24 protein-coding genes and 2 tRNA genes are annotated in these 24,724 nt (G+C 52.6%); 7 read left to right on the forward strand and 19 right to left on the reverse strand.

Annotated features, from left to right (window positions below; genetic code table 11):
* Positions 1 to 151: 151 nt before the first annotated feature.
* From rpsO to ACLHV9_RS21810, 7 genes are all read right to left on the reverse strand, one after another.
* Positions 152 to 421, reverse strand: a complete 270-nt coding sequence (gene rpsO / locus ACLHV9_RS21780; protein ID WP_003861789.1) for a 30S ribosomal protein S15 — start codon at positions 419 to 421, stop codon at positions 152 to 154.
* A 154-nt stretch (positions 422 to 575) separates the two neighbouring features.
* On the reverse strand, positions 576 to 1,526 hold the full coding sequence (gene truB / locus ACLHV9_RS21785; protein ID WP_108091081.1) for a tRNA pseudouridine(55) synthase TruB: 951 nt from the start codon (positions 1,524 to 1,526) through the stop codon (positions 576 to 578).
* A complete protein-coding gene (rbfA, locus tag ACLHV9_RS21790; RefSeq protein ID WP_003024988.1) occupies positions 1,526 to 1,930 on the reverse strand; it encodes a 30S ribosome-binding factor RbfA in 405 nt (134 codons plus the stop codon). Before rbfA ends, truB begins: the two co-directional genes overlap by 1 nt.
* Before the next feature lie 89 nt (positions 1,931 to 2,019).
* A complete protein-coding gene (infB, locus tag ACLHV9_RS21795; protein ID WP_028017047.1) occupies positions 2,020 to 4,710 on the reverse strand; it encodes a translation initiation factor IF-2 in 2,691 nt (896 codons plus the stop codon).
* Positions 4,711 to 4,734: 24 nt separating this feature from the next.
* Entirely contained in the window at positions 4,735 to 6,237 is a 1,503-nt protein-coding gene (gene nusA / locus ACLHV9_RS21800) for a transcription termination factor NusA (protein ID WP_028017046.1), read from the reverse strand.
* Between the two features lie 28 nt (positions 6,238 to 6,265).
* Positions 6,266 to 6,718, reverse strand: a complete 453-nt coding sequence (gene rimP, locus ACLHV9_RS21805; protein ID WP_014833432.1) for a ribosome maturation factor RimP — start codon at positions 6,716 to 6,718, stop codon at positions 6,266 to 6,268.
* Positions 6,719 to 6,925: 207 nt separating this feature from the next.
* Positions 6,926 to 7,002 (reverse strand) — tRNA-Met (locus ACLHV9_RS21810).
* Between the two features lie 286 nt (positions 7,003 to 7,288).
* Between ACLHV9_RS21810 and argG the strand changes: the two genes are divergently transcribed.
* Positions 7,289 to 8,635, forward strand: a complete 1,347-nt coding sequence (argG, locus tag ACLHV9_RS21815; protein ID WP_028017045.1) for an argininosuccinate synthase — start codon at positions 7,289 to 7,291, stop codon at positions 8,633 to 8,635.
* 111 nt (positions 8,636 to 8,746) lie between these two features.
* On the opposite strand, the gene ACLHV9_RS21820 is transcribed toward argG, so the two are convergent.
* The 6 genes from ACLHV9_RS21820 to rlmE form a co-directional block, all read right to left on the reverse strand.
* Positions 8,747 to 8,833: transfer RNA gene (locus ACLHV9_RS21820), tRNA-Leu, on the reverse strand.
* 9 nt (positions 8,834 to 8,842) lie between these two features.
* The gene (secG, locus tag ACLHV9_RS21825; protein ID WP_023309338.1) at positions 8,843 to 9,175 is read right to left on the reverse strand and encodes a preprotein translocase subunit SecG; all 333 of its coding nucleotides are present in this window, start codon (positions 9,173 to 9,175) and stop codon (positions 8,843 to 8,845) included.
* A gap of 223 nt (positions 9,176 to 9,398) precedes the next feature.
* Entirely contained in the window at positions 9,399 to 10,736 is a 1,338-nt protein-coding gene (gene glmM, locus ACLHV9_RS21830; RefSeq protein ID WP_028017044.1) for a phosphoglucosamine mutase, read from the reverse strand.
* Positions 10,729 to 11,577, reverse strand: coding sequence for a dihydropteroate synthase (gene folP / locus ACLHV9_RS21835; protein WP_108091082.1), 849 nt, complete (start codon positions 11,575 to 11,577; stop codon positions 10,729 to 10,731). The genes glmM and folP overlap by 8 nt, the downstream gene beginning before the upstream one ends.
* Before the next feature lie 98 nt (positions 11,578 to 11,675).
* Complete coding sequence (ftsH, locus tag ACLHV9_RS21840) at positions 11,676 to 13,610, reverse strand: ATP-dependent zinc metalloprotease FtsH (protein ID WP_014833437.1); 1,935 nt, start codon at positions 13,608 to 13,610, stop codon at positions 11,676 to 11,678.
* Positions 13,611 to 13,712: 102 nt separating this feature from the next.
* Positions 13,713 to 14,339 (reverse strand): 23S rRNA (uridine(2552)-2'-O)-methyltransferase RlmE, encoded by a 627-nt coding sequence (gene rlmE, locus ACLHV9_RS21845; RefSeq protein ID WP_003861812.1) that lies wholly within the window; start codon positions 14,337 to 14,339, stop codon positions 13,713 to 13,715.
* A gap of 127 nt (positions 14,340 to 14,466) precedes the next feature.
* Between rlmE and yhbY the strand changes: the two genes are divergently transcribed.
* A complete protein-coding gene (yhbY, locus tag ACLHV9_RS21850) occupies positions 14,467 to 14,760 on the forward strand; it encodes a ribosome assembly RNA-binding protein YhbY (RefSeq protein ID WP_003861814.1) in 294 nt (97 codons plus the stop codon).
* 151 nt (positions 14,761 to 14,911) lie between these two features.
* Here the strand turns inward: yhbY and greA are convergent, their stop codons facing one another.
* A complete protein-coding gene (greA, locus tag ACLHV9_RS21855; protein ID WP_028017041.1) occupies positions 14,912 to 15,388 on the reverse strand; it encodes a transcription elongation factor GreA in 477 nt (158 codons plus the stop codon).
* Between the two features lie 225 nt (positions 15,389 to 15,613).
* Here greA and dacB point away from each other — a divergent pair, with 225 nt between their 5' ends.
* From dacB to pmrB, 3 genes are read left to right on the forward strand one after another with little or no spacing between them, the layout of a single operon-like run.
* The gene (dacB, locus tag ACLHV9_RS21860) at positions 15,614 to 17,047 is read left to right on the forward strand and encodes a serine-type D-Ala-D-Ala carboxypeptidase (RefSeq protein WP_028017040.1); all 1,434 of its coding nucleotides are present in this window, start codon (positions 15,614 to 15,616) and stop codon (positions 17,045 to 17,047) included.
* A 2-nt stretch (positions 17,048 to 17,049) separates the two neighbouring features.
* Entirely contained in the window at positions 17,050 to 17,712 is a 663-nt protein-coding gene (gene pmrA, locus ACLHV9_RS21865) for a two-component system response regulator PmrA (protein WP_028017039.1), read from the forward strand.
* The gene (pmrB, locus tag ACLHV9_RS21870; RefSeq protein WP_028017038.1) at positions 17,709 to 18,752 is read left to right on the forward strand and encodes a two-component system sensor histidine kinase PmrB; all 1,044 of its coding nucleotides are present in this window, start codon (positions 17,709 to 17,711) and stop codon (positions 18,750 to 18,752) included. Before pmrA ends, pmrB begins: the two co-directional genes overlap by 4 nt.
* A 35-nt stretch (positions 18,753 to 18,787) precedes the next feature.
* On the opposite strand, the gene cgtA is transcribed toward pmrB, so the two are convergent.
* The 4 genes from cgtA to rplU all read right to left on the reverse strand — a co-directional run bounded on the left by cgtA (position 18,788) and on the right by rplU (position 21,626).
* On the reverse strand, positions 18,788 to 19,960 hold the full coding sequence (gene cgtA, locus ACLHV9_RS21875) for an Obg family GTPase CgtA (protein WP_028017037.1): 1,173 nt from the start codon (positions 19,958 to 19,960) through the stop codon (positions 18,788 to 18,790).
* 15 nt (positions 19,961 to 19,975) lie between these two features.
* The gene (locus ACLHV9_RS21880) at positions 19,976 to 20,941 is read right to left on the reverse strand and encodes a DMT family transporter (RefSeq protein WP_028017036.1); all 966 of its coding nucleotides are present in this window, start codon (positions 20,939 to 20,941) and stop codon (positions 19,976 to 19,978) included.
* Between the two features lie 96 nt (positions 20,942 to 21,037).
* Positions 21,038 to 21,295, reverse strand: a complete 258-nt coding sequence (gene rpmA, locus ACLHV9_RS21885; RefSeq protein WP_004385076.1) for a 50S ribosomal protein L27 — start codon at positions 21,293 to 21,295, stop codon at positions 21,038 to 21,040.
* 19 nt (positions 21,296 to 21,314) lie between these two features.
* Positions 21,315 to 21,626 carry a 50S ribosomal protein L21 gene (gene rplU, locus ACLHV9_RS21890; RefSeq protein WP_003025032.1) on the reverse strand — a complete coding sequence of 104 codons (312 nt, stop codon included), beginning with the start codon at positions 21,624 to 21,626 and terminating at the stop codon, positions 21,315 to 21,317.
* Between the two features lie 257 nt (positions 21,627 to 21,883).
* Between rplU and ispB the strand changes: the two genes are divergently transcribed.
* On the forward strand, positions 21,884 to 22,855 hold the full coding sequence (gene ispB / locus ACLHV9_RS21895) for an octaprenyl diphosphate synthase (protein ID WP_028017035.1): 972 nt from the start codon (positions 21,884 to 21,886) through the stop codon (positions 22,853 to 22,855).
* A 230-nt stretch (positions 22,856 to 23,085) separates the two neighbouring features.
* On the forward strand, positions 23,086 to 23,373 hold the full coding sequence (gene sfsB, locus ACLHV9_RS21900) for a DNA-binding transcriptional regulator SfsB (RefSeq protein ID WP_028017034.1): 288 nt from the start codon (positions 23,086 to 23,088) through the stop codon (positions 23,371 to 23,373).
* A gap of 61 nt (positions 23,374 to 23,434) precedes the next feature.
* On the opposite strand, the gene murA is transcribed toward sfsB, so the two are convergent.
* Positions 23,435 to 24,694: a UDP-N-acetylglucosamine 1-carboxyvinyltransferase gene (murA, locus tag ACLHV9_RS21905; protein WP_028017033.1), complete on the reverse strand. Its 1,260-nt coding sequence runs from the start codon at positions 24,692 to 24,694 to the stop codon at positions 23,435 to 23,437.
* Between the last annotated feature and the right edge of the window lie 30 nt (positions 24,695 to 24,724).

Below are 24,724 nucleotides of genomic sequence, written 5' to 3' on the forward strand. Positions count from 1 at the left end.
CCAACACCCTCATGGGTGAAGCCTCTCATTAGCCGCGCGAACCTCTGCAATGAAGATCATTTATAGCAACAATACAATAGTTTCCAGTGAATTGCTGCCGTCTGGTTGAAAAAAGGGGCCATCAGGCCCCCTTTTCTGAAACTCGCAAGACTTAGCGACGCAGACCCAGACGCTCGATCAGCGCGGTGTAGCGTGCAACATCTTTACGTTTCAGGTAGTCGAGCAGTTTACGACGCTGAGAAACCATGCGCAGCAGACCACGACGGCTGTGGTGATCTTTTTTGTGCTCTGCAAAGTGACCCTGCAGGTGGTTAATCTGTGCAGTCAGCAGTGCAACCTGAACTTCGGTAGAACCGCTGTCGTTAGTACCACGACCAAACTCAGAAACGATTTTAGCTTTAGCTTCAACGCTTAGAGACATTTTCAAACTCCAAAGTATAAAGAATGTAAGGATGCCGATCTCTAATTCAGCAATCCAATGTACGCCCCGCAAATTGTTAAACAATTTACCAGACGTTAAGCGGCAATATTCTACTCGCCTCCCCAGCTTATCGCAAGGTGAGCCGTTATCGCCGTCACGCTTCTACCGGGTATTCGACGACCAGACGGCGCGGCGCAACGCGCCCTTCACCATCCATTTCGCCCATCCCAATAAACTTGCCTTCATCACCTTCAGTCACGCGTACCAGACCTTCCAGCGGCGCATCAGCCGTACGAACGGGGTTTCCGTTCTTAAAGTAAACGGACGATGTTAAAGGAAGATTAACAACAGGGAAGTCCGCTGCCGGACTGTCCATCGGCATCAGCAATGGATCCAGTAAATCTGCCGGAGCAATCCCCTGGGCTTCAGCCTGTTCAACCAACGCGCGAAGATGTTCAAGGGTCACCATCCGCTCTACTGGATACTTACTCACCGCAAGGCGGCGCAGGTAGATAACACACGCGCCACAGCCCAGTTTTTCACCGAGATCGTCGATGATGGTACGAATATAGGTGCCTTTCGAACAGTGTACTTCCAGCTCCAGCTCATCCCCTTCATGGCGAATAAACAGCAGTTCATACACGGTTATGGGACGGGCTTCACGCGGGACTTCAATGCCCTGGCGTGCATATTCGTAGAGTTTTTTTCCCTGATATTTCAGCGCCGAATACATCGACGGCACCTGCATCGTGTCCCCACGGAAGCTCTCCAGCGCAGCATCAAGCTGTTCCGCGCTGAATGTCACCGGACGCTCTTCTACCACCTGACCATCTGCGTCGGAGGTATCCGTACGCTGTCCTAGTTTGGCAATAACGCGGTAACGCTTATCGGAGTCGAGCAGGTACTGGGAAAACTTTGTCGCCTCCCCCAGACAAACCGGCAGCATACCGGTTGCCAGAGGGTCCAGCGCACCCGTGTGGCCCGCACGGTTGGCGTTAAAAATACGCTTAACTTTTTGCAGCACGTCGTTGCTGGAAGCGCCCTGGGGTTTATCCAGCAGCAGCACACCATGCACGTCGCGACCACGACGACGAGGACGACTCATTAGTCCTCCTTGCTGTCGTCCGCTGGGTTAACACGACGTTCGTCGTCATGTTTCACCACGCTGGTTACCAGGTTAGACATACGCATACCTTCGACCAGCGAGTTGTCGTAGAAGAAGGTCAGCTCAGGCACGATACGCAGACGCATCGCTTTACCAAGCAGAGAGCGGATGAAACCAGAGGCTTCCTGAAGGGCTTTGATACCGTTTTTAACTGCGGCTTCATCCTGATCGTTCAGGAAAGTCACGAACACTTTGGCATACGCCAGGTCACGGGACATTTCTACGCCAGACACGGTGGTCATCATACCCACGCGAGGGTCTTTAATTTCACGTTGCAGAATGAGGGCGATCTCTTTCTGCATTTCCTGCGCTACGCGCTGAGGGCGACCAAATTCTTTCGCCATAATAAATTCTCCAGACAAAAAAGGGGCTAAAGCCCCTTTTTTAAATTATTGCCGGGTGGCGCGAGGCGATCCCGGCCTACAATCGGTCATTAAGCGATGGTACGCTGAATTTCGATGATCTCGAACACTTCGATCATATCGCCAACGCGAACGTCGTTGTAGTTCTTCACGCCGATACCACATTCCATACCGTTACGGACTTCGTTCACGTCATCTTTGAAGCGGCGCAGAGATTCCAGCTCGCCTTCATAGATAACCACGTTGTCGCGCAGGACACGGATTGGGTTGTGACGCTTGATGATACCTTCGGTAACCATACAGCCCGCGATCGCACCGAATTTCGGTGATTTGAACACGTCACGTACTTCAGCCAGACCGATGATCTGCTGTTTCAGCTCAGGAGACAGCATACCGCTCATCGCAGCTTTCACTTCGTCGATCAGGTTATAGATGACGGAGTAGTAACGCAGATCCAGGCTTTCCGCTTCGATCACGCGGCGAGCAGAAGCATCAGCACGCACGTTGAAGCCAACCAGGATGGCGTTGGACGCTGCAGCCAGGGTTGCGTCAGTTTCGGTGATACCACCTACACCAGAACCGATGATCTTCACTTTAACTTCGTCGGTGGACAGTTTCAGCAAGGAGTCGGAGATCGCTTCCACAGAACCCTGAACGTCGGCTTTCAGAACAACGTTCACTTCGTGAACTTCGCCCTCGGTCATGTTGGCAAACATGTTCTCGAGTTTAGATTTCTGCTGACGAGCCAGTTTAACTTCACGGAATTTGCCCTGACGATACAGTGCAACTTCACGCGCTTTCTTCTCGTCACGCACAACGGTCACTTCATCACCGGCAGCCGGAACACCGGACAGACCCAGGATTTCCACTGGAATGGACGGACCTGCTTCCAGGACTTCCTGACCCAGTTCGTTACGCATCGCACGAACACGACCGTATTCGAAACCACACAGGACGATATCGCCTTTATGCAGCGTACCTTCGCGAACCAGAACGGTAGCTACAGGGCCACGGCCTTTATCCAGGAAGGATTCGATAACAGCACCGCTCGCCATACCGTTACGGATCGCTTTCAGTTCCAGAACTTCAGCCTGCAGCAGGATCGCGTCCAGCAGCTCGTCGATACCGGTACCTGCTTTCGCAGACACGTGTACGAACTGGCTTTCACCGCCCCACTCTTCTGGCATGATGCCGTACTGGGACAGTTCGTTTTTAACACGATCCGGATCCGCTTCTGGCTTATCGATCTTGTTCACTGCAACCACGACCGGCACACCCGCCGCTTTCGCGTGCTGGATAGCTTCGATAGTCTGTGGCATAACGCCATCGTCAGCAGCAACAACCAGAACAACGATATCTGTCGCCTGAGCACCACGAGCACGCATTGAGGTAAACGCGGCGTGGCCTGGGGTATCCAGGAAGGTGATCATACCGTTGTCAGTTTCTACGTGGTAAGCACCGATATGCTGGGTAATACCACCCGCTTCACCGGAGGCCACTTTCGTAGAACGAATGTAGTCGAGCAGAGAGGTTTTACCGTGGTCAACGTGACCCATGATGGTCACCACTGGCGCACGCGGCTCAGCCGCTGCACCGGTGTCACGGTCGCTCATTACCGCTTCTTCCAGCTCGTTTTCACGACGCAGGATAACTTTGTGGCCCATCTCTTCGGCAACCAGCTGTGCGGTTTCCTGGTCGATAACCTGGTTGATGGTCGCCATTGCGCCCAGCTTCATCATCGCTTTGATGACCTGAGAGCCTTTAACTGCCATCTTGTTCGCCAGATCGCCAACGGTGATGGTTTCGCCAATCACAACGTCACGGTTAACGGCCTGAGCTGGCTTCTGGAAGCCCTGCTGCAGAGAAGAACCTTTACGCTGTTTGCCACCTTTACCACCACGTACCGCTGCACGCGCTTCTTCACGGTCAGCTTTAGACTCGGCGTGTTTATTGCCTTTTTTCGCCGGACGCGCTGCTTTCGCATTGCGACCACGACCACGACCGCCTTCAACTTCACGGTCGTTATCATCTTCAGCCTGACGTGCGTGCTGAGAAGTGGTCACATGATAGTCGCTGGTATCTTCAGACTGCTCAGCGGTATCAACACCGTTCTTCTCGTTTTCTTCTGCCATACGACGTGCTTCTTCAGCCACACGACGTGCTTCTTCTTCCAGCTTACGACGGGCTTCTTCTTCCGCTTTACGCTTCAGCTCGGCAGCTTCATTTTCACGGCGGGCTTTTTCAGCCTGGGCGGTTTTGGTCATTTCGTCTGTCTGTTGATTGCTCACTTTGTCTTTTTCCGCAGCGTCACGCTTCACTTTATCACTTGCGTCGCGTTTCGCTTTTTCTGCGGCCTCACGTTCAGCTTTTAATTCTGCTTCACGTTTAGCGGTTGCTTCCGCCTCACGCTGAGCTTGTTCTTCCGCTTCACGCTGTGCCTGCTCTTCCGCGGCAAGGCGTTCTGCCTCTTGCGGATCACGTTTTACAAAGGTGCGCGTCTTGCGGACTTCAATTTGTACCGATTTGCTTTTGCCGCCGGTACCTGGGATGTTTAACGTGCTACGCGTTTTGCGTTGCAGCGTTAACTTGTCAGGCGTCGAACCGTGTTCACGGTTCAGATGCGTTAACAAGGTTTGTTTTTCTTGCGCGGTCACCGAGTCATCAGCGGACTTCGGGATCCCTGCATCAGCAAATTGCTGTACCAGGCGGTCCACGGAGGTCTGAATCTCAGCAGCCAGCGATTTTACAGTTACATCAGTCATGCTGTTCCTTCCTGCTACAGTTTATTACGCTTCGTCGCCGAACCAGCAAATATTACGTGCGGCCATGATGAGCTCGCCGGCTTTCTCGTCGGTTAAACCTTCGATATCAGCCAGGTCATCAACGCCTTGCTCAGCGAGATCTTCCAGCGTACAAACACCACGGGCAGCCAGCTTGAACGCAATCGCACGATCAAGACCTTCCAGATTCAGCAGGTCATCAGCCGGCTTCTTATCGCCAAGGCTTTCTTCCTGAGCCAGTGCCAGGGTGGTCAGTGCGTTTTTAGCGCGTTCACGCAGGGCTTCAACGGTTGGCTCATCCAGACCGTCAATTTCCAGCAGCTCTTTCATTGGCACATAGGCCAGTTCTTCCAGCGTAGAGAAACCTTCTTCAACCAGAACAGTGGCGAAATCTTCGTCAATATCCAGGTACTTCGTGAAGGTATCGATCGCCGCGTGGGCTTCAGCCTGATGCTTAGCCTGCAGGTCATCAACGGTCATGACGTTGAGTTCCCAGCCGCTCAGCTGAGACGCCAGGCGAACGTTCTGACCATTACGGCCGATTGCCTGAGCCAGGTTGCCCGCTTCAACTGCGATATCCATGGTGTGTTTGTCTTCGTCAACAACGATAGACGCCACATCAGCTGGAGCCATTGCGTTGATCACGAACTGCGCCGGGTTATCGTCCCACAGAACGATATCAATACGCTCGCCGCCAAGCTCAGTAGAGACAGCCTGAACACGCGCACCACGCATACCGACGCAAGCACCGACTGGGTCGATACGCTTGTCGTTGGTTTTCACCGCAATTTTCGCACGAGAGCCCGGATCGCGAGCCGCTGCTTTAATCTCGATAACTTCTTCGCCGATTTCCGGTACTTCGATACGGAACAGTTCAACCAGCATTTCTGGTTTAGAACGGGTCACGAACAGCTGTGCACCACGCGCTTCAGGACGCACGGCGTACAGAACACCACGAATACGGTCACCTGGACGGAAGTTTTCACGCGGCAGCATATCTTCACGCAGAATTACCGCTTCAGCGTTACCCGGCATCCCTTCGGATTTGATTTCCAGAGAGATGTTGTCGCGGTTCACTTTCTTCACCACGCCAGTAATGATTTCGCCTTCCTGATCGCGGAACTGGTCAACAACCAGCGCGCGCTCGGCTTCACGCACTTTCTGCACGATAACCTGTTTCGCGGTTTGGGTCGTGATACGGTCGAAAGTCACAGATTCAATCTGATCTTCAACGTATTCACCCACGTTCAGACTTTCGTCTTCAAAACGTGCCGCTTCCAGGGTGATCTCTTTGGTCGGCTGGGTCACTTCTTCAACGATTACCCAACGACGGAATGTATCGAAGTCACCGCTTTTACGATCGATTTCTACGCGAACATCGATCTCTTGCTCGTATTTTTTCTTGGTTGCTGTAGCCAGTGCACTTTCCAGCGCTTCGAAAATCTTCTCACGCGGCAGTGATTTCTCATTGGAGACGGCTTCAACAACAGCCAAAATTTCTTTGTTCATCGCGGGCTTTTCACCTCAATCCAGACTGTTAAAAGTGGGGAACCAGGTTCGCCTTCTGGATATTACTCAGCGCGAACACTTCATCTTTGCCTTCGACTGTTACCGTGATCATTTCACCATCAACGGCTTTGATAATTCCCTGCCATTTACGGCGGTTCTGTACGGCCATACGCAGAACGAGAGCCACTTCTTCACCGGTAAAACGCACATAGTGTTCGGCCGTGAACATCGGGCGATCGAGGCCAGGTGAGGAAACTTCCAGGTTGTACGCAACGGTAATCGGGTCTTCAACATCAAGAACCGCACTCACCTGGTGGCTAACATCAGCACAATCATCAACATTGATGCCATCTTCACTATCAATATAGATGCGCAGCGTCGATGTACGGCCGCGAACGAATTCGATGCCGACCAGTTCGTAGCCCAGTGCTTCGACCGGTGCAGTAATCATCTCTGTTAATTTTTGCTCTAATGTGGACAAGCCCACCCCCAAGACATAAAAAAAGGGCGTAAAGCCCAGTTATTCTGTAGTCAGATAACAAAAAACCCCGATAAATCGGGGCTTTAGATAACTGAACCCTATAGCCACAACTGTGGCCTGGAGCACTTTCCGAAAGAATTTTTTCAAATCCAGCTACGAAGGCTCTAAGTCTTCACAGTATATTTGAAAAAGAACTTTATGGGAAAGTGGTTGCGGGGGCCGGATTTGAACCGACGACCTTCGGGTTATGAGCCCGACGAGCTACCAGGCTGCTCCACCCCGCGCCTGAAACGTGGCAAATTCTACGCGTTTTGGACAGAATTTGCAAATAATGCTGGGATTTGGTACCGAAGACGGGACGTAAAATCGGCGTTCAGTATATTGATAGTTGACCCCACCTGTCAAGGCGACTTCCGTCAGAGCAATCAGACCAAAATTTTTACAAAAAACGCAGGAGTCTCTTTCGGTCATCGACAAAAGATGATTAAATGAATACTCACTTATTTTGCATAAAAATGCACAGATAGCGAAAGCGGTCTCTAATCAGTCAATCAAGCAGGGTTTTATTATATGACGACGATTCTCAAGCATCTTCCGGTAGGACAACGTATTGGCATCGCTTTCTCAGGCGGCCTGGATACCAGCGCTGCACTGCTGTGGATGCGCCAGAAGGGAGCGGTTCCGTATGCATATACTGCGAACCTCGGTCAGCCAGATGAGGAAGATTATGATGCGATCCCTCGTCGTGCCATGGAATATGGCGCAGAGAACGCACGTCTGATTGACTGCCGTAAGCAACTGGTCGCTGAAGGTATCGCGGCTATTCAGTGTGGCGCGTTCCATAACACCACCGGTGGCCTGACCTATTTCAACACCACCCCACTGGGCCGTGCCGTGACCGGAACGATGCTGGTTGCGGCCATGAAAGAAGATGGCGTGAACATCTGGGGTGACGGTAGCACCTATAAAGGCAACGATATCGAACGTTTCTATCGTTATGGTCTGCTGACGAACGCTGAACTGCAGATCTACAAACCGTGGCTGGATACTGACTTCATCGACGAGCTGGGTGGCCGTCATGAGATGTCCGAATTCATGATCGCCTGTGGTTTTGACTACAAAATGTCAGTCGAGAAAGCCTATTCCACCGACTCCAATATGCTGGGTGCGACGCACGAAGCAAAAGACCTGGAGTTCCTTAACTCCAGCGTGAAGATCGTTAACCCAATCATGGGCGTGAAGTTCTGGGACGAAAACGTCAAAATCCAGGCAGAAGAAGTGACCGTGCGTTTCGAACGTGGTCATCCGGTTGCGCTGAACGGCAAAACCTTCTCTGACGATGTTGAGCTGATGCTGGAAGCAAACCGTATCGGTGGTCGTCACGGTCTGGGCATGAGCGATCAGATTGAAAACCGTATCATTGAAGCGAAAAGCCGCGGTATCTATGAAGCCCCGGGGATGGCGCTGCTGCATATCGCCTACGAGCGTCTGCTGACCGGTATTCACAACGAAGATACCATTGAGCAGTATCACTCTCATGGCCGCCAGCTGGGTAAACTGCTGTATCAGGGCCGCTGGTTCGATCCGCAGGCGCTGATGCTGCGTGATTCCCTGCAACGTTGGGTAGCGAGCGCCATCACTGGTGAAGTTACGCTGGAACTGCGTCGCGGTAACGACTACTCCATCTTGAACACCGTGTCTGACAACCTGACTTACAAAGCAGAACGTCTGACCATGGAGAAAGGGGAATCTGTGTTCTCTCCGGACGATCGTATTGGCCAGTTAACCATGCGTAACCTGGACATCACCGATACCCGTGCGAAGCTGTTTAACTATGTTGAGAATGGCCTGCTCTCAGCCAGTTCCGGTAATGGTCTGCCGCAGGTTGAAAACCTGGAGCACAGCGATAAGAAGTAATCGCTGACAAGAAATGCAAAAGGCGTCCGATGGACGCCTTTTTTATGCCTGTGAATCCACAGACCACAGACGAAAAAAAAGACGTCTTTCGACGTCTTTCTTCTGGAATATTGGTACCGAGGATGGGACTCGAACCCACAAGCCCGTTAGGGCACTACCACCTCAAGGTAGCGTGTCTACCAATTCCACCACCTCGGTACAGAATACTTAGTGCGGGATATCGCTGGTCGGCTTAGCCGGAGCAGCTGGTTGAGTTTGCTCAGTTTTTGCTGGCGCGCTCAGATTTTCCCACTCGCTTCCTTTGCTGGTCTTGTTGCTGTTGATATTGCCAAGCACCAGACTGATGATGAAGAACAGCGTAGCCAGAATCGCCGTTGTGCGGGTCATGAAGTTCGCAGAACCACTTGAACCGAACAGCGTACCGGAAGCGCCTGCTCCGAAGGAGGCTCCCATATCAGCGCCTTTACCTTGCTGCAGCATAATCAGCGCTACGAGAGCGATGGCTACAATAAGGAAAACAACTAAAAGAGCTTCGTACATAATCAACCTGTTCCTTGCGGATTTGCCGCATACCAATGCTTCGACCAATTAGCAGGATTTTTGTTTCCCACTGAAGCGGGTGTGAATACTAACCAAAGCGAATGACCTTCGCAAGGGCATTTTTGATGCATTGTATCAACTGCGGAAAAAAACAGCAAAAAGCCATTAATTGCTCAAAACAAAGGCGACAAAAGCCGCCTTTTTAAACATTTAGCGTGCAAGATTATGCAGCTTTTACGGCATCCGCGATACGGTGCGCAAATTCATTAACCTGCGCTTCGTCTTCACCTTCCACCATCACGCGAATCAATGGTTCAGTGCCGGACTTCCGCAGCAGTACACGCCCACGGTTGCCCAAAGCCGCTTCAACATCCGCCATCACCGCTTTCACGTTATCATTTTCCAGCGGATCGCCTTTACCGGCGGTAAAGCGTACGTTCACCAGGATCTGCGGGAACATTTTCATACCGCTGCAGAGATCGTGCAGGCTCATATGGTTGCGCGCCATGGCCGCAACCACCTGCAGTGCGGCGACGATACCGTCCCCGGTGGTGGTTTTGTCGAGCAGAATCACGTGACCGGAGTTTTCCGCGCCAATGCGCCAGCCCTTCTCCTGCAGTTTTTCCAGCACGTAGCGGTCACCCACTTTCGCGCGCACAAACGGAATACCGAGCTGTTTCAGCGCCAGTTCCAGGCCCATGTTACTCATTAAGGTACCGACTGCGCCGCCGCGCAGCTGACCCTGACGCAGACCTTCACGCGCGATGATATACAGGATCTGGTCACCATCGACCTTATTGCCTTCGTGGTCGACCATGATCACGCGGTCACCGTCGCCGTCCAGCGCAATGCCCAGATCGGCTTTTTCCGCCAGCACACGCGCCTGCAGGGCACGAACGTCTGTCGCGCCGACCTGCTCGTTAATGTTCAGACCATCCGGCTCACACCCAATGGTAATCACTTTTGCGCCCAATTCACGGAAGACATTCGGGGCAATGTGGTAGGTCGCACCGTTTGCGCAGTCCACCACAATTTTGAGATGCGCCAGACTCAGTTCGTTCGGGAATGTTCCTTTGCAGAATTCGATATAACGACCCGCGGCATCGACAATACGGTTAGCTTTACCCAGCTCTGCGGAATCGACACAGGTGATCTCTTTTTCCATTTCGGCTTCGATGGCTTCTTCCACTTCATCCGGCAACTTGGTGCCATCGATGGAGAAGAACTTGATACCGTTGTCATAGAACGGGTTGTGTGAAGCTGAAATAACAATCCCCGCTTCGGCACGGAAGGTACGCGTCAGGTACGCGACTGCAGGTGTTGGCATTGGCCCCGTAAAGGATGCTGATAGCCCGGCAGCTGCAAGACCCGCTTCCAGTGCAGATTCCAGCATATAGCCCGAAATACGGGTGTCTTTACCGATAATGATCTTACGGGATCCATGACGTGCCAGTACCTTGCCAGCAGCCCAGCCAAGCTTCAGGACAAAATCAGGAGTGATTGGAGCATCGCCTACACGCCCACGGATACCATCGGTACCAAAATATTTACGATTACTCATAGCGTTTGTTTTCCTTCGCTGCCAGTGTGGCTTCCACCACACGCATGGCTTCTACTGTTTCTTTGACGTCATGGACACGGATAATGTGCGCACCTTGCATCGCCGCAATCACCGCGCAGGCCAGACTACCGCTCAGGCGTTCCCCTGGCCCCACATTCAGTAACTGACCAATCATCGACTTTCTCGACATCCCCACCAGCAGCGGCAGGTTAAAGTGATGAAATTCCGATAAGCGCGCAAGCAATGCATAATTGTGGGAGAGATTTTTACCGAAACCGAACCCCGGGTCGAGCAGCAATTTCTCTTTTGCGATACCTGCACGTTCGCAGCGCGCAATATGCTCAATAAAGAAGCGATTCACATCGGCATACACATCATCATACTTTGGCGCTTCCTGCATGGTTTTCGGTTGCCCTTGCATATGCATCAGGCAAACCGGCAAGCCGGTTTCCGCAGCGGCTTCAAGTGCGCCAGGTTCAGTAAGCGAACGGATATCATTGATAATGTGAGCACCTGCTCTCGCCACTTCACGGATCACTTCTGGCTTGGATGTATCAACAGAGATCCAGACCTCAAATCGCTGTGCTATCGCTTCCACCACCGGTACTACGCGTGCCAGTTCCTCTTCCACAGAAACGTCCGCCGCACCAGGACGCGTCGATTCGCCGCCAACGTCAATGATCGTTGCACCTGCATTGATCATTAAATTCGCGTGCTTAACCGCTTCGATAAGCGTGTTATGCGTGCCACCGTCGGAGAAGGAGTCAGGGGTAACATTCAGGATCCCCATCACATGGGGATGTGAGAGATCGAGGTGCGAGTCCTGAGCGAATAGTTTCATGGCAAAATCCCTGGTATTTTCAAGGTTAAACAGAAAAGAAAAACCCCGGAGCAAGCTCCAGGGTTTGAGGTACAGACAAACGCGTCAACAGCAGTGACTTACTTATCGCCCAACTGTTCTGACATGGTGTTGCCCGGGTTTGGCGTACGCGGTTCATCAACCGGACGCGGCGCACGCGGGGTGCCATTGTTGTCAGAATTGTTGGAAGCACCAGGGTCTTCCCAGCCTGCTGGCGGACGCACTTCGCGGCGTGCCATCAGGTCGTCAATCTGCGGAGCATCGATGGTCTCATATTTCATGAGCGCATCTTTCATTGAATGCAGAATGTCCATATTGTCGTTCAGGATCTGACGTGCGCGACCGTAGTTACGTTCAATCAGCGCTTTCACTTCCTGGTCGATGATACGTGCAGTCTCATCGGACATATGTTTCGCTTTCGCCACAGAACGGCCCAGGAATACTTCACCCTCTTCCTCTGCATACAGCAGCGGACCGAGTTTGTCGGAGAAGCCCCACTGAGTCACCATGTTACGCGCCAGGTTTGTCGCGACTTTAATGTCGTTAGACGCACCGGTAGAAACATGTTCCGCACCGTAGATAATCTCTTCCGCCAGACGACCGCCGTACAGGGTTGAAATCTGGCTTTCCAGTTTCTGACGGCTGGCGCTGATCGCGTCACCTTCAGGCAGGAAGAAGGTCACACCCAGCGCACGACCGCGCGGAATAATCGTCACCTTATGCACCGGATCGTGTTCCGGTACCAGGCGGCCGATAATCGCGTGACCCGCTTCGTGGTACGCCGTGGACTCTTTCTGCGCTTCGGTCATCACCATGGAGCGACGTTCCGCACCCATCATGATTTTGTCTTTCGCTTTCTCGAACTCTACCATCGACACAACACGCTTGTTACCGCGAGCGGCAAACAGTGCTGCTTCGTTGACGAGGTTAGCCAGGTCCGCACCGGAGAAGCCCGGGGTACCGCGCGCAATAATTGCCGCGTCGATATCTGGCGCCAGCGGTACGCGACGCATATGGACTTTCAGAATCTGTTCACGACCGCGAACATCTGGCAGACCCACCACAACCTGACGGTCGAAACGGCCTGGACGCAGCAGCGCCGGGTCAAGTACGTCAGGACGGTTAGTCGCCGCGATAACGATGATACCTTCGTTACCTTCGAAACCGTCCATCTCAACCAGCATCTGGTTCAGCGTCTGTTCACGTTCATCGTGACCACCGCCCAGACCTGCGCCACGCTGGCGGCCTACGGCGTCGATTTCATCGATGAAGATAATGCACGGTGCCGCCTTCTTAGCCTGCTCGAACATGTCACGCACACGAGATGCACCGACACCCACGAACATTTCTACGAAGTCAGAACCCGAAATGGTAAAGAACGGCACCTTCGCTTCACCCGCGATAGCTTTCGCCAGCAGGGTTTTACCGGTACCCGGAGGGCCAACCATCAGGACGCCTTTCGGGATCTTACCGCCCAGTTTCTGGAAACGGCTTGGCTCGCGCAGGTATTCAACCAGTTCACCGACCTCTTCTTTCGCTTCGTCACACCCGGCAACGTCAGCGAACGTGGTCTTGATCTGGTCTTCCGTCAGCATACGCGCCTTGCTCTTACCGAACGACATGGCACCTTTGCCACCGCCGCCCTGCATCTGGCGCATAAAGAAGATCCAAACGCCGATAAGAAGCAGCATCGGGAACCAGGATATGAAGATAGAAGCCAGCAGGCTCGGCTCTTCTGGTGGCTCACCAACGACTTTAACGTTTTTGGTCAAAAGGTTATCAAGCAGCTTAGGATCGTTCACCGGGATGTAGGTCGTGTAACGGTTACTATCTTTCTTGGTAACGTTGATCTCACGTCCGTTGATACGCGCTTCGCGAACCTGGTCCTGATTGACCTCCTGCAGGAAGGTAGAATAATCCACCTTGCGGCCATTCGACTCGCTGGGCCCAAAGCTCTGGAATACTGACATCAGCACAACGGCAATGACCAGCCAGAGAATTAGGTTTTTCGCCATGTCACTCAAGGGATTAACCTCACATTACAACTGTGTTAAAAACAGCGTCAGGATACTCTATATCCAGTTTCATTCAAACTTTCGCCTGAAATCCACCGGTTATCATTTTCGCCCGGTCGCTACAATATACACTTCACGGGAACGCGCCCGGGAAGAGTCCGGTTTACGAACTTTGACCTTCGCAAACAGGGAGCGAATTTCCTTAAGATACTCCTCGAAACCTTCGCCCTGAAACACCTTCACAACAAAACTACCACCAGGCGCTAGTACATCACGACACATTTCTAACGCTAGCTCCACCAGATACATGGCGCGGGGGATATCCACCGCCGGTGTTCCACACATATTTGGTGCCATATCCGACATGACAACCTGGACCTTACTATCACCAACACGATCAAGTAACGCTTTCAGCACTAATTCATCACGAAAATCGCCCTGAAGGAAGTCGACACCGACGATGGGATCCATTGGTAAAAGATCGCACGCGATGATTCGGCCGGTTCCGCCGATCTGCGTTACCGCATACTGGGACCATCCGCCAGGTGCCGCACCGAGGTCAACAACCGTCATCCCCGGCTTAAAAAGTTTGTCACTTTGCTGTATTTCATCAAGTTTAAACCAGGCGCGGGATCGCAACCCCTTTTTCTGCGCCTGTTGAACATATTTATCGCTAAAGTGTTCCTGAAGCCAGCGGCTGGAGCTGGCAGAACGCTTTTTACCTGTCATTTAACATTTCCGTCCTGGTTCATCGTTGCTTGCCTGTGACGTAAATTTCTACGCAGCTATTTGGCGATATAAGGGAGATGGCGGTAGAATGAACCGTTTTCAATCCCAACGTAAGCAAAAATATACGATGAATCTGAGTACTAAACAAAAACAGCACCTTAAAGGTCTGGCACATCCGCTCAAGCCTGTAGTCATGCTTGGCAACAATGGTTTGACCGAAGGGGTGCTTGCCGAGATTGAACAAGCGCTGGAACACCACGAGCTGATCAAGGTGAAAATCGCCTCTGAAGACAGAGACACTAAAAACCTGATCGTGGAAGCCATCGTGCGCGAAACCGGCGCCTGTAATGTACAGGTCATCGGTAAAACGCTGGTGCTCTACCGCCCATCTAAAGAGCGTAAAATCTCGCTGCCACGCTAAGGATATCCTGAATCGAACACATTTACTGTGTAAAACGAGGGATTTCTGTCAGCAGGTGAGCAAAATGCCACGCTCCTTGAGTTGATAAAAGGCCGCTACGCGGCCTTTTTCTTTTCTTTACAATGTATCAACATCTTAGCAGAGAGGCGAATTACAGGTACTCGACCTTGATAATTTCGTACTCCACTTCACCACCTGGGGTGCGGATAGTCACAACATCATCCTGCTCTTTGCCAATCAGGCCGCGAGCGATTGGCGAGTTCACCGAAATCAGGTTCTGTTTAAAATCGGCTTCATCATCGCCCACGATGCGGTAAGTCTGCTCTTCGTCGCTGTCCAGGTTCAGCACAGTAACGCTTGAGCCGAAGATCACGCGGCCATTATTTGGCATTTTTGTGATGTCGATAACCTGCGCATTAGACAGCTTGGCTTCGATATCTTTAATACGCCCTTCGCAAAAGCCCTGCTGCTCACGCGCCGCATGATATTCAGCATTCTCCTTCAGGTCGCCATGCTCACGCGCTTCCGCGATAGCGGCGATAATTTCAGGGCGGCGAACGGATTTCAGGAAATCCAGCTCTTCGCGCAGTTTTTCGGCACCACGTAAGGTCATCGGAATAGCTTGCATTTGTTATACCTCTTAAACATTCCTGTTGGGAGCAGTGTTCCCTGCCCCAGCCGCATTAGCAGGCCAGAAGCAAAAAGAAAACCGACCCGGGGTCAGGCCCCAGGTCAGCAGCAATTTTCAATTTGATACGCATTTTACCCCGAAGTTCACTATGGGTCATCGTTTACTTTGCAGTGCTATGCACCGTAGTATGACGGTTTGTTTTCGGGTTGTTAGCGCGAGATTATGCGATTTTCCAGTTTTATCATCGGATTGACTACCAGTATAACGTTCAGCGTTCAGGCTGCGAATGTTGATGAGTATATTAATCAACTGCCCGCAGGTGCCAACCTTGCATTGATGGTGCAGAAGGTCGGAGCGCCGACGCCAGAAATTGACTACCACAGTCAACAAATGGCGCTGCCCGCCAGTACCCAGAAGGTGATCACTGCGCTCGCCGCCCTGCTTCAGCTCGGGCCTGATTTTCGTTTTACCACCACCCTTGAGACCAAAGGCAACGTCGTGGGCGGTGAACTGAAAGGCGATCTTATCGCCCGTTTCGGGGGTGACCCGACATTTAAACGCCAGGATATCCGCAATATGGTTGCGGTGCTGAAAAAATCGGGTGTGCAGAAGATTGATGGAAATGTGCTGATCGACACCTCCATTTTTGCCAGCCACGATAAGGCTCCTGGTTGGCCGTGGAACGACATGACGCAGTGCTTTAGCGCCCCGCCCGCCGCCGCGATTGTTGACCGTAACTGTTTCTCTGTTTCGCTTTACAGCGCACCAAAGCCAGATGATTTAGCGTTTATCCGCGTGGCGTCCTACTACCCGGTCACCATGTTTAGTCAGGTACGCACGCTGGCCAAGGGCTCACCGGATGCGCAGTATTGCGAACTGGACGTGGTACCAGGCGATCTTAACCGCTTCACGCTGACGGGCTGCCTCACACAGCGCGCCGATCCGCTGCCGCTGGCCTTTGCGATACAGGATGGGGCAAGCTATGCGGGTGCCATTCTGAAAGATGAGCTGAAACAAGCGGGAATAACATACTCCGGCACGCTGCTTCGTCAGACGCAGGTCAATCAACCCGGCACGGTCATCGCCAGCAAACAGTCGCCACCGCTGCACGATTTGCTGCGAATTATGCTGAAAAAGTCTGACAACATGATTGCCGACACCGTGTTCCGCATGATTGGTCACGCGCGCTTTGGCGTGCCAGGTACCTGGCGCGCGGGTTCAGATGCTGTTCGTCAGATCCTGCGACAACAGGCAGGGATCGACCTGGGTAATACCATCGCCGTCGATGGCTCCGGGTTATCACGCCATAATTTGATCTCCCCGGCCAGCATGATGCAAGTGCTTCAGTACATTGCACAACATGACACTGAGCTAAACTTTATTTCTATGCTGCCACTTGCCGGGCAGGACGGCACGCTGCAGTACCGCGCCGGGCTTCACGCAGCCGGTGTGGATGGTAAAGTATCCGCTAAGACAGGTTCATTGCAGGGGGTTTACAACCTTGCAGGCTTCATCACCACCGCCAGCGGACAACGCATGGCATTCGTGCAGTATCTTTCCGGCTATGCCGTCGAACCGACCGACCAGCGCAATCGTCGTATTCCGCTTGTTCGATTCGAAAGCAGGCTTTATAAGGACATCTACCAGAATAACTAGCGATGAAACTACTCATAGTTGAAGACGATCTGTTATTACAGGAAGGGCTGGCGCTGGGGCTGGCCAATGAAGGGTATGCCCTCGATTGTGCTGGCACAGCGGCGGAGGCGGATGCTCTGATCCAGAGCGGCGAATACAGTCTGGTGATCCTCGATTTGGGCTTACCTGATAAAGACGGTGCCACGCTGCTCAGTCAGTGGCGACGCCGCGGGATCGCTAATCCAGTGTTGATCCTGACAGCACGCGATGCCATTGAAGATCGTATCACCGGCCTCGATGCTGGCGCAGATGATTACCTGGTGAAGCCTTTTGCACTGGCAGAGCTTCAGGCTCGCGTCCGGGCGTTAATACGCCGTTATCAGGGTCATAGCGATAACTTACTGACTGATGGCGATATTACGCTGAATCTGCAAACCCAGCAGGTACTACGTCAGTCCCAGCCAATTGAGGTGACACCAAAAGAGTTTGCTTTGCTGACGCGCCTGATTATGCGCAGCGGGCAAACGGTACACAGAGAAACCCTGCAACAGGATATCTACTCCTGGCAGGACGATCCGGGGTCCAATACCCTTGAAGTCCACATTCACAACCTGCGTCGTAAGCTTGGCAAAGACCGGATCAAAACCGTCCGTGGCGTTGGCTACCGCCTGGAGAGTCAGAAATGAACAGCATGCGTCGGCGATTGATGGTGCTGCTGGCGGTCATTCTGTTATTTTTCCAACTGATAAGCGTGATCTGGCTGTGGCATGAAAGCCGTGAACAGATTGGTTTTCTGGTCAGTGAGACGTTGTCGGCAAAAGCGCGGAATAATCACGTTGAAAAAGAGATCCGTGAAGCGATTGCCTCTCTGCTGGTCCCTTCTCTGGTGATGGTTGGCTTTACGCTGCTTTTCTCTTTCTGGGCAGTAACCTGGATAACCCAACCCCTGAATAAACTGCGTGCCAGCCTGGCTAACCGTTCGGCAGATAACTTAACTCCGCTTCCAATGTATTCCGACATGGAAGAAATTGGTGCCGTCACCACCTCGCTGAATCAGTTGCTCGCCCGGCTGGATAATACCATCCAACAGGAGCGTCTTTTCACCGCAGACGCCGCACACGAACTGCGGACGCCCCTTGCCGGTATCAGACTCCATCTGGAACTGATGGCACAATCTGGTTCTCCTCAGGCCGCGACGTTAATTAGCCGTATTGATCAACTCATGCACACCGTTGAGCAACTGCTGATGCTGGCCCGAGCCGGGCAAGCAATGGCCAGCGGCCATTACGAAACGGTGAACTGGACAGACAATATCATCACCCCGCTCAGCCTTGAGCATGAAGCCAAAGAACATACCGTGATATGGCCTGCTAAAAGTGCGCTCACGGTTCAGGGAGACGCCGTGCTTCTGCGTCTGATGCTGCGTAACCTGCTGGAGAATGCCGGTCGTTACAGCCCGTCAGGAACAACCATTAAAGTGTCATTAAACGAGGTCGAGGGGGGTACCCAGGTCAGCGTTATCGACCAGGGACCGGGTATTGCTGAAGCGCACCGACAATCAATCACTGAACCGTTCCGGCGTCTTGATCAGCGTTTCGGTGGTAGCGGCCTGGGGCTGAGTATTGTTCAACGCATCGTGCAACTCCACCGCGGTAAGCTGACGCTTGATAACGGTGCTGAGGGCGGTTTAATCGCCAGCTGTTGGTTGCCCTCAACGCTGGAATAAAAAAAGCCCCTCGAACGAGGGGCTTTGAACTGATATTAGTGCTTGTAGATGAACTCGACGCCTTCTTCGTCGTCTTCATCCCAGTCATCATCCCAGTCTTCTTCCTCTTCCGCTTCCAGCTCTTCGAGCTGTTGACGGTGGTAGTCATCCCACATGAATTCGACTTTTTCAGGCTGTTTCGCTTCTTCGGCCTGAACAATTGGGTTCTCGATGATAAAGGTCATCACATCCCAGCAGAGGTCTTTCACACCAACCTGGCTTGCTGCAGAGATCAGGTAGTATTTCTCTTCCCAACCCATCGCTTCAGCAATCGCTTTAGCTTTCGCTTCCGCTTCGGCTTTGTCCATCAGGTCAATTTTGTTGAAGACCAACCAGCGTGGTTTATTCGCCAGTTTTTCGCTGTATTTTTCCAGCTCGCCGATGATGATTCGGGCGTTTTCAACCGGATCGGAACCGTCGATAGGATCGATATCAATGAGGTGCAGCAATACGCGGCAGCGCTCAAGGTGTTTCAGGAAGCGGATACCCAGACCGGCACCTTCAGCAGCACCTTCAATCAGGCCCGGAATATCGGCAACCACAAAGCTCTTCTCGTTATCCATGCGGACAACGCCCAGGCTTGGTACCAGTGTGGTAAACGGATAGTCCGCCACTTTAGGTTTCGCGGCAGACACGGCGCGAATAAACGTCGATTTACCGGCATTTGGCATACCCAGCATGCCCACGTCTGCCAGAAGCATCAGCTCCAGTTGCAGATCGCGCTTATCGCCAGGCGTCCCCATCGTTTTCTGACGTGGAGTACGGTTAACAGAAGATTTAAAACGGCTGTTACCCAGACCGTGCCAGCCACCTTTTGCGACCATCAGACGCTGGCCGTGTTTGGTCATGTCACCCATGGTCTCACCGGTACCCTGGTCGATAACACGCGTACCGACAGGAACCTTAATAGTGACATCTTTACCGCGTTTACCGGTACAGTCACGGCTCTGGCCATTCTGGCCACGTTCAGCGCGGAAGGATTTTTCGAAACGGTAGTCGATCAGCGTGTTGAGGTTCTCATCCGCCTCCAGCCAAACGTCACCACCATCCCCGCCGTCACCGCCATCAGGGCCACCACGTGGGATATATTTTTCACGGCGGAAGCTCACGCAACCGTTGCCGCCATCACCAGCCACGACCAGGATCGTCGCTTCATCAACAAACTTCATTTTACTCTCCGTAACTCATTCGCCTGAGCGGGGGACTACTACAACCGCTTCATTTTTGCGCCAACGTCCCCAAAGACGATGACCAATGGCGGAATACATCGCGCCCGCAACCACGACAAACGCACCGAGATAACCCAACAAGTTGAGCATCGGTCTGACGAAGACATCGGGCCAGGCCATTGATAACAAATCTGAAAATAACAGCGTAAACAGCGGAGTTAGCGTGATTAACGCGCTCACCTGTGCTGCCTGCCAGCGCGCCATCGCTTCGGCCAGCGCGCCATAACCGACCAGCGTATTCAGTCCACAAAAAATGAGACACGCCAGTTGCCAGTCGCTAAGCTGGGCAATCACACCCGGCTTTGCTAATGGCAGCAATGCTATTGTACACAAAGTGTACAGCAAAAAGAGGATCTGCTGTGAGGCAAGACGTCGCAATAACACCTTTTGCGCGACGCCATAACTCACCCAGACCGCTGCTGCTCCTACGCCGAAGATCACACCCCAGGTGTAATCCGTCAGCCGGGTAAAAATCTCTATCAGACTGGTGTTGAAGAACATCACCAGACCGCATAGCAGCATGCTCGCCCCGACAATCTGCGTACCGCGCATCTTCTCCTTGAGGATAAAGACGCTGGCAACCATCATGCCCACCGGTGAAAGCTGACCAATCACCTGCGACGCCGTGGGGCTGAGATATTGCAGGGAAGAGCTGAACAGGATGAAGTTACCGAACAGACCGCCCGTCGCGATAGCCAGCAACACCAGCCAGCGCGGTTTACGGAAGAGCCGCAAGGGAGGAAGCTTACCTTTGACAGCCAGGATGGCCCCGAGACCGATGCTTGCCATCAGAAAGCGATAAAAGACCACCGTAGGCGGCTCCATCACTTCCAGTACCTGCTTCATTGCAATTGGCAGGGCACCCCAGCACATTGCGGTGGTGAGCGCCAAAAGAATACCGATGCCGGCCTGCTGCTTCATGCCCGTTTTCCCTACAGAAAAAATTACCGGGTTTCCAATGTAAAAAGCCCCGCAACAGGGTGCGGGGCTTTAATCCGTTACCGGACCGAGAAAACCTTACTCAGCAACGATGCTGATGTATTTACGGTTGTTCGGGCCTTTAACTTCAAATTTCACTTTACCGTCTGCTTTAGCAAACAGAGTGTGGTCACGACCGCAACCTACGTTGTTGCCAGCGTGGAATTTGGTACCACGTTGACGAACGATGATGCTACCCGCCAGAACGGATTCGCCACCGAAACGCTTAACGCCCAGGCGTTTAGCTTCTGAATCGCGACCGTTACGTGTGGAGCCGCCAGCCTTTTTATGTGCCATTTAAATCTCTCCTCAGGTCTTAGGCGCTGATGCCAGTAATTTTCACATCAGTGAACCACTGACGGTGGCCCTGCTGCTTACGGTAGTGCTTACGACGACGAAACTTAACGATTTTAACTTTCTCGCCACGACCGTGTGCAACAACTTCAGCTTTGATAACGCCGCCATCAACGAAAGGAACGCCGATTTTGACTTCTTCACCGTTTGCGATCATCAGAACTTCAGCGAATTCAACAGATTCGCCAGTTGCGATGTCCAGCTTTTCCAGGCGAACGGTCTGACCTTCGCTTACTCGGTGTTGTTTACCACCACTTTGGAAAACCGCGTACATATAAACTCCGCTTCCGCGCACGTCCTCGTATGAATCAGAGTGCGCTATAAATATTCACAATAGGGCGCGAATATTACGCAAAACGCGAGCCTTTGACAAGTGCTACCGTCAATACATGAAGAAAAAAAACACAACACGTACGGTAACGTTTATCTGAGCCGTTTTTTCAGTACAATCAGCACTACTATTGATAAACCGAAACCCTTCGTTACCCCATTGAAGATGGGATCAACAGGATAAAAAGCCCGGCTTTTGCGATGAATTTAGAAAAAATCAACGAGTTAACCGCGCAAGATATGGCGGGTGTGAATGCAGCAATCCTGGAGCAACTCAACTCTGATGTTCAACTGATCAATCAGTTGGGCTATTACATCGTCAGCGGCGGCGGTAAACGCATTCGCCCGATGATTGCTATTCTGGCTGCCAGAGCCGTTGGCTATCAGGGAAATGCCCACGTGACTATCGCAGCACTTATCGAATTTATTCACACGGCGACGCTTCTGCATGACGACGTTGTGGATGAATCGGATATGCGTCGTGGTAAAGCCACGGCAAACGCTGCTTTCGGGAACGCAGCCAGCGTTCTGGTGGGGGATTTTATCTATACCCGCGCCTTCCAGATGATGACCAGCCTGGGCTCTCTGAAAGTACTGGAAGTGATGTCTGAGGCCGTTAACGTGATCGCTGAAGGCGAAGTGCTGCAGCTGATGAACGTCAACGACCCTGACATCACCGAAGAAAACTACATGCGCGTGATTTACAGCAAAACCGCGCGCCTGTTTGAAGCAGCTGCCCAGTGCTCCGGTATTCTGGCGGACTGTACCGAAGCACAGGAAAAAGGCCTGCAGGATTACGGTCGTTATCTGGGGACCGCATTCCAGTTAATTGATGATTTGCTGGACTACAGTGCTGACGGCGAAACGCTCGGCAAAAACGTGGGCGATGACCTGAACGAAGGCAAACCCACCCTGCCACTGCTGCATGCTATGCGCAACGGTTCAGCCGAACAGGCGAAAATGATCCGTGAAGCAATTGAGCAGGGAAATGGCCGTCATCTGCTGGAACCTGTGCTGGAAACCATGGCAATCTGCGGATCGCTGGAATGGACGCGCCAACGTGCGGAAGAAGAAGCCGACAAAGCCATCGAAGCTCTTCAGGTCATTCCCGACAGCCCATGGCGCGATGCACTGATTGCGCTGGCCCACATCGCCGTTCAGCGAGACCGTTAATCCTTCCAGCATCTCCCTGCGGCCATCGCGGGGAGATTCCAGCACACACCTGTAAATTCCGTGTTCATGTAAATTCATCGGTTTAAAGGCCGCATGAATAAAGCCATGCCTTATTCTGAATATCCCTTCCAGTAACGCGAACTTTTTAGAACAAGAGTTTGAAATGGGTATAGTAAGCCTGTCGTTTCAGAAGAAACGGCGTGAGTAAATCCGAACTTAAGGACAGCGTTATGGATACGAAATTTATCGACTGGCACACGGCAGATATCATTGCGGCACTGCGCAAAAAAGGCACTTCACTGGCAGCTGAATCTCGCCGCAATGGCCTGAGTTCTTCTACCCTGGCAAACGCCCTGACTCGTCCCTGGCCAAAGGGAGAATTAATTATCGCAACGGCGCTGGATACGCATCCGTGGGTGATCTGGCCCTCGCGTTACCACGATCCCATTACCCATGAATTTATCGACAGATCGCGCATGATTCGCCAGAAAAAAGCAAAGAAAAAACCGCAGGAATAATGCGATTTTTGACAGGAACAGCAACCCCCCGGTCATTGCTGGCAGGGGGCTGCCGGAACGATTACTCGCCCTTCACACGCTCGATATTGGCACCCAGCGCGCGCAGTTTATCTTCGATACGCTCATAGCCACGATCGATGTGGTAAATACGATCCACAACCGTCGTACCTTCCGCGATACACCCCGCCAGCACCAGGCTTGCGGACGCACGCAAATCGGTTGCCATCACCTGAGCACCGGACAGCTTCTCAACGCCATGGCAAATCACGGTATTACTTTCGATCTCAGCACGTGCACCCATACGGATCAGCTCCGGTACGTGCATAAAGCGGTTCTCGAAAATGGTTTCAGTGATGAAGCCAGTACCTTCAGCCACCAGGTTTAGCAACGTGAACTGAGCCTGCATGTCCGTCGGGAACGCCGGATGTGGTGCAGTACGCACATTCACCGCTTTTGGACGCTGACCATGCATGTCGAGGCTGATCCAGTCTTCACCGATCTCAATATCAGCACCCGCATCGCGCAGCTTCGCCAGCACCGCATCCAGCGTATCCGGCTGAGCGTTACGACAAACAATCTTACCGCCAGAGATCGCCGCAGCGACCAGGAAGGTACCGGTTTCGATACGGTCCGGCAGAACGCGATAGACACCGCCACCCAGACGCTCAACGCCTTCGATGGTGATACGGTCGGTACCCTGACCGGAGATCTTCGCACCCAGCGCGACGAGGAAGTTTGCGGTATCCACAATTTCCGGTTCGCGCGCGGCATTTTCAATAATGGTGGTCCCTTCTGCCAGCGTTGCCGCAGACATAATGGTGACCGTTGCGCCTACGCTCACTTTGTCCATGACAATGTGCGCGCCTTTCAGGCGACCATTCACGGACGCTTTAACGTAACCTTCTTCCAGTTTGATCTCTGCGCCCAGTTTCTCCAGACCAAAGATATGCAGGTCAACCGGGCGTGCGCCGATTGCACAGCCGCCAGGCAGTGAAACCTGCCCCTGTCCAAAACGCGCCACCAGCGGGCCAAGCGCCCAGATGGACGCACGCATGGTTTTCACCAGATCGTACGGCGCAGAGAAGTTGTTCACATTGCTGGCATCGATCCAGACGGAACCATTACGCTCAACTTTGGTTCCCAACTGGGTGAGCAGCTTCATGGTGGTGTCGATATCTTTCAGCTTTGGTACGTTCTGAATTTCTACCGGCTCTTCCGCGAGCAGCGCAGCAAAGAGGATTGGCAGAGCGGCGTTTTTCGCGCCAGAAATTGTGACTTCGCCCTGGAGACGCGTTGGCCCCTGTACACGAAATTTATCCATTGTGTGTTCTCTTATAAATTCAACCGTGCT

The organism is Enterobacter sp. CPE_E890 (assembly GCF_046521475.1).
GTDB classification, from domain to species: Bacteria; Pseudomonadota; Gammaproteobacteria; order Enterobacterales; family Enterobacteriaceae; genus Enterobacter; species Enterobacter adelaidei.

Excerpts from the sequence above, each read along its gene's own strand:
- rpsO (WP_003861789.1), bottom strand. The coding sequence starts at position 421 with ATGTCTCTAAGCGTTGAAGCTAAAGCTAAAATCGTTTCTGAGTTTGGT.
- truB (WP_108091081.1), bottom strand. The coding sequence starts at position 1,526 with ATGAGTCGTCCTCGTCGTCGTGGTCGCGACGTGCATGGTGTGCTGCTG.
- rbfA (WP_003024988.1), bottom strand. The coding sequence starts at position 1,930 with ATGGCGAAAGAATTTGGTCGCCCTCAGCGCGTAGCGCAGGAAATGCAG.
- infB (WP_028017047.1), bottom strand. The coding sequence starts at position 4,710 with ATGACTGATGTAACTGTAAAATCGCTGGCTGCTGAGATTCAGACCTCC.
- nusA (WP_028017046.1), bottom strand. The coding sequence starts at position 6,237 with ATGAACAAAGAAATTTTGGCTGTTGTTGAAGCCGTCTCCAATGAGAAA.
- argG (WP_028017045.1), top strand. The coding sequence starts at position 7,289 with ATGACGACGATTCTCAAGCATCTTCCGGTAGGACAACGTATTGGCATC.
- secG (WP_023309338.1), bottom strand. The coding sequence starts at position 9,175 with ATGTACGAAGCTCTTTTAGTTGTTTTCCTTATTGTAGCCATCGCTCTC.
- glmM (WP_028017044.1), bottom strand. The coding sequence starts at position 10,736 with ATGAGTAATCGTAAATATTTTGGTACCGATGGTATCCGTGGGCGTGTA.
- folP (WP_108091082.1), bottom strand. The coding sequence starts at position 11,577 with ATGAAACTATTCGCTCAGGACTCGCACCTCGATCTCTCACATCCCCAT.
- ftsH (WP_014833437.1), bottom strand. The coding sequence starts at position 13,610 with ATGGCGAAAAACCTAATTCTCTGGCTGGTCATTGCCGTTGTGCTGATG.
- rlmE (WP_003861812.1), bottom strand. The coding sequence starts at position 14,339 with ATGACAGGTAAAAAGCGTTCTGCCAGCTCCAGCCGCTGGCTTCAGGAA.
- yhbY (WP_003861814.1), top strand. The coding sequence starts at position 14,467 with ATGAATCTGAGTACTAAACAAAAACAGCACCTTAAAGGTCTGGCACAT.
- greA (WP_028017041.1), bottom strand. The coding sequence starts at position 15,388 with ATGCAAGCTATTCCGATGACCTTACGTGGTGCCGAAAAACTGCGCGAA.
- dacB (WP_028017040.1), top strand. The coding sequence starts at position 15,614 with ATGCGATTTTCCAGTTTTATCATCGGATTGACTACCAGTATAACGTTC.
- pmrA (WP_028017039.1), top strand. The coding sequence starts at position 17,050 with ATGAAACTACTCATAGTTGAAGACGATCTGTTATTACAGGAAGGGCTG.
- pmrB (WP_028017038.1), top strand. The coding sequence starts at position 17,709 with ATGAACAGCATGCGTCGGCGATTGATGGTGCTGCTGGCGGTCATTCTG.
- cgtA (WP_028017037.1), bottom strand. The coding sequence starts at position 19,960 with ATGAAGTTTGTTGATGAAGCGACGATCCTGGTCGTGGCTGGTGATGGC.
- ACLHV9_RS21880 (WP_028017036.1), bottom strand. The coding sequence starts at position 20,941 with ATGAAGCAGCAGGCCGGCATCGGTATTCTTTTGGCGCTCACCACCGCA.
- rpmA (WP_004385076.1), bottom strand. The coding sequence starts at position 21,295 with ATGGCACATAAAAAGGCTGGCGGCTCCACACGTAACGGTCGCGATTCA.
- rplU (WP_003025032.1), bottom strand. The coding sequence starts at position 21,626 with ATGTACGCGGTTTTCCAAAGTGGTGGTAAACAACACCGAGTAAGCGAA.
- ispB (WP_028017035.1), top strand. The coding sequence starts at position 21,884 with ATGAATTTAGAAAAAATCAACGAGTTAACCGCGCAAGATATGGCGGGT.
- sfsB (WP_028017034.1), top strand. The coding sequence starts at position 23,086 with ATGGATACGAAATTTATCGACTGGCACACGGCAGATATCATTGCGGCA.
- murA (WP_028017033.1), bottom strand. The coding sequence starts at position 24,694 with ATGGATAAATTTCGTGTACAGGGGCCAACGCGTCTCCAGGGCGAAGTC.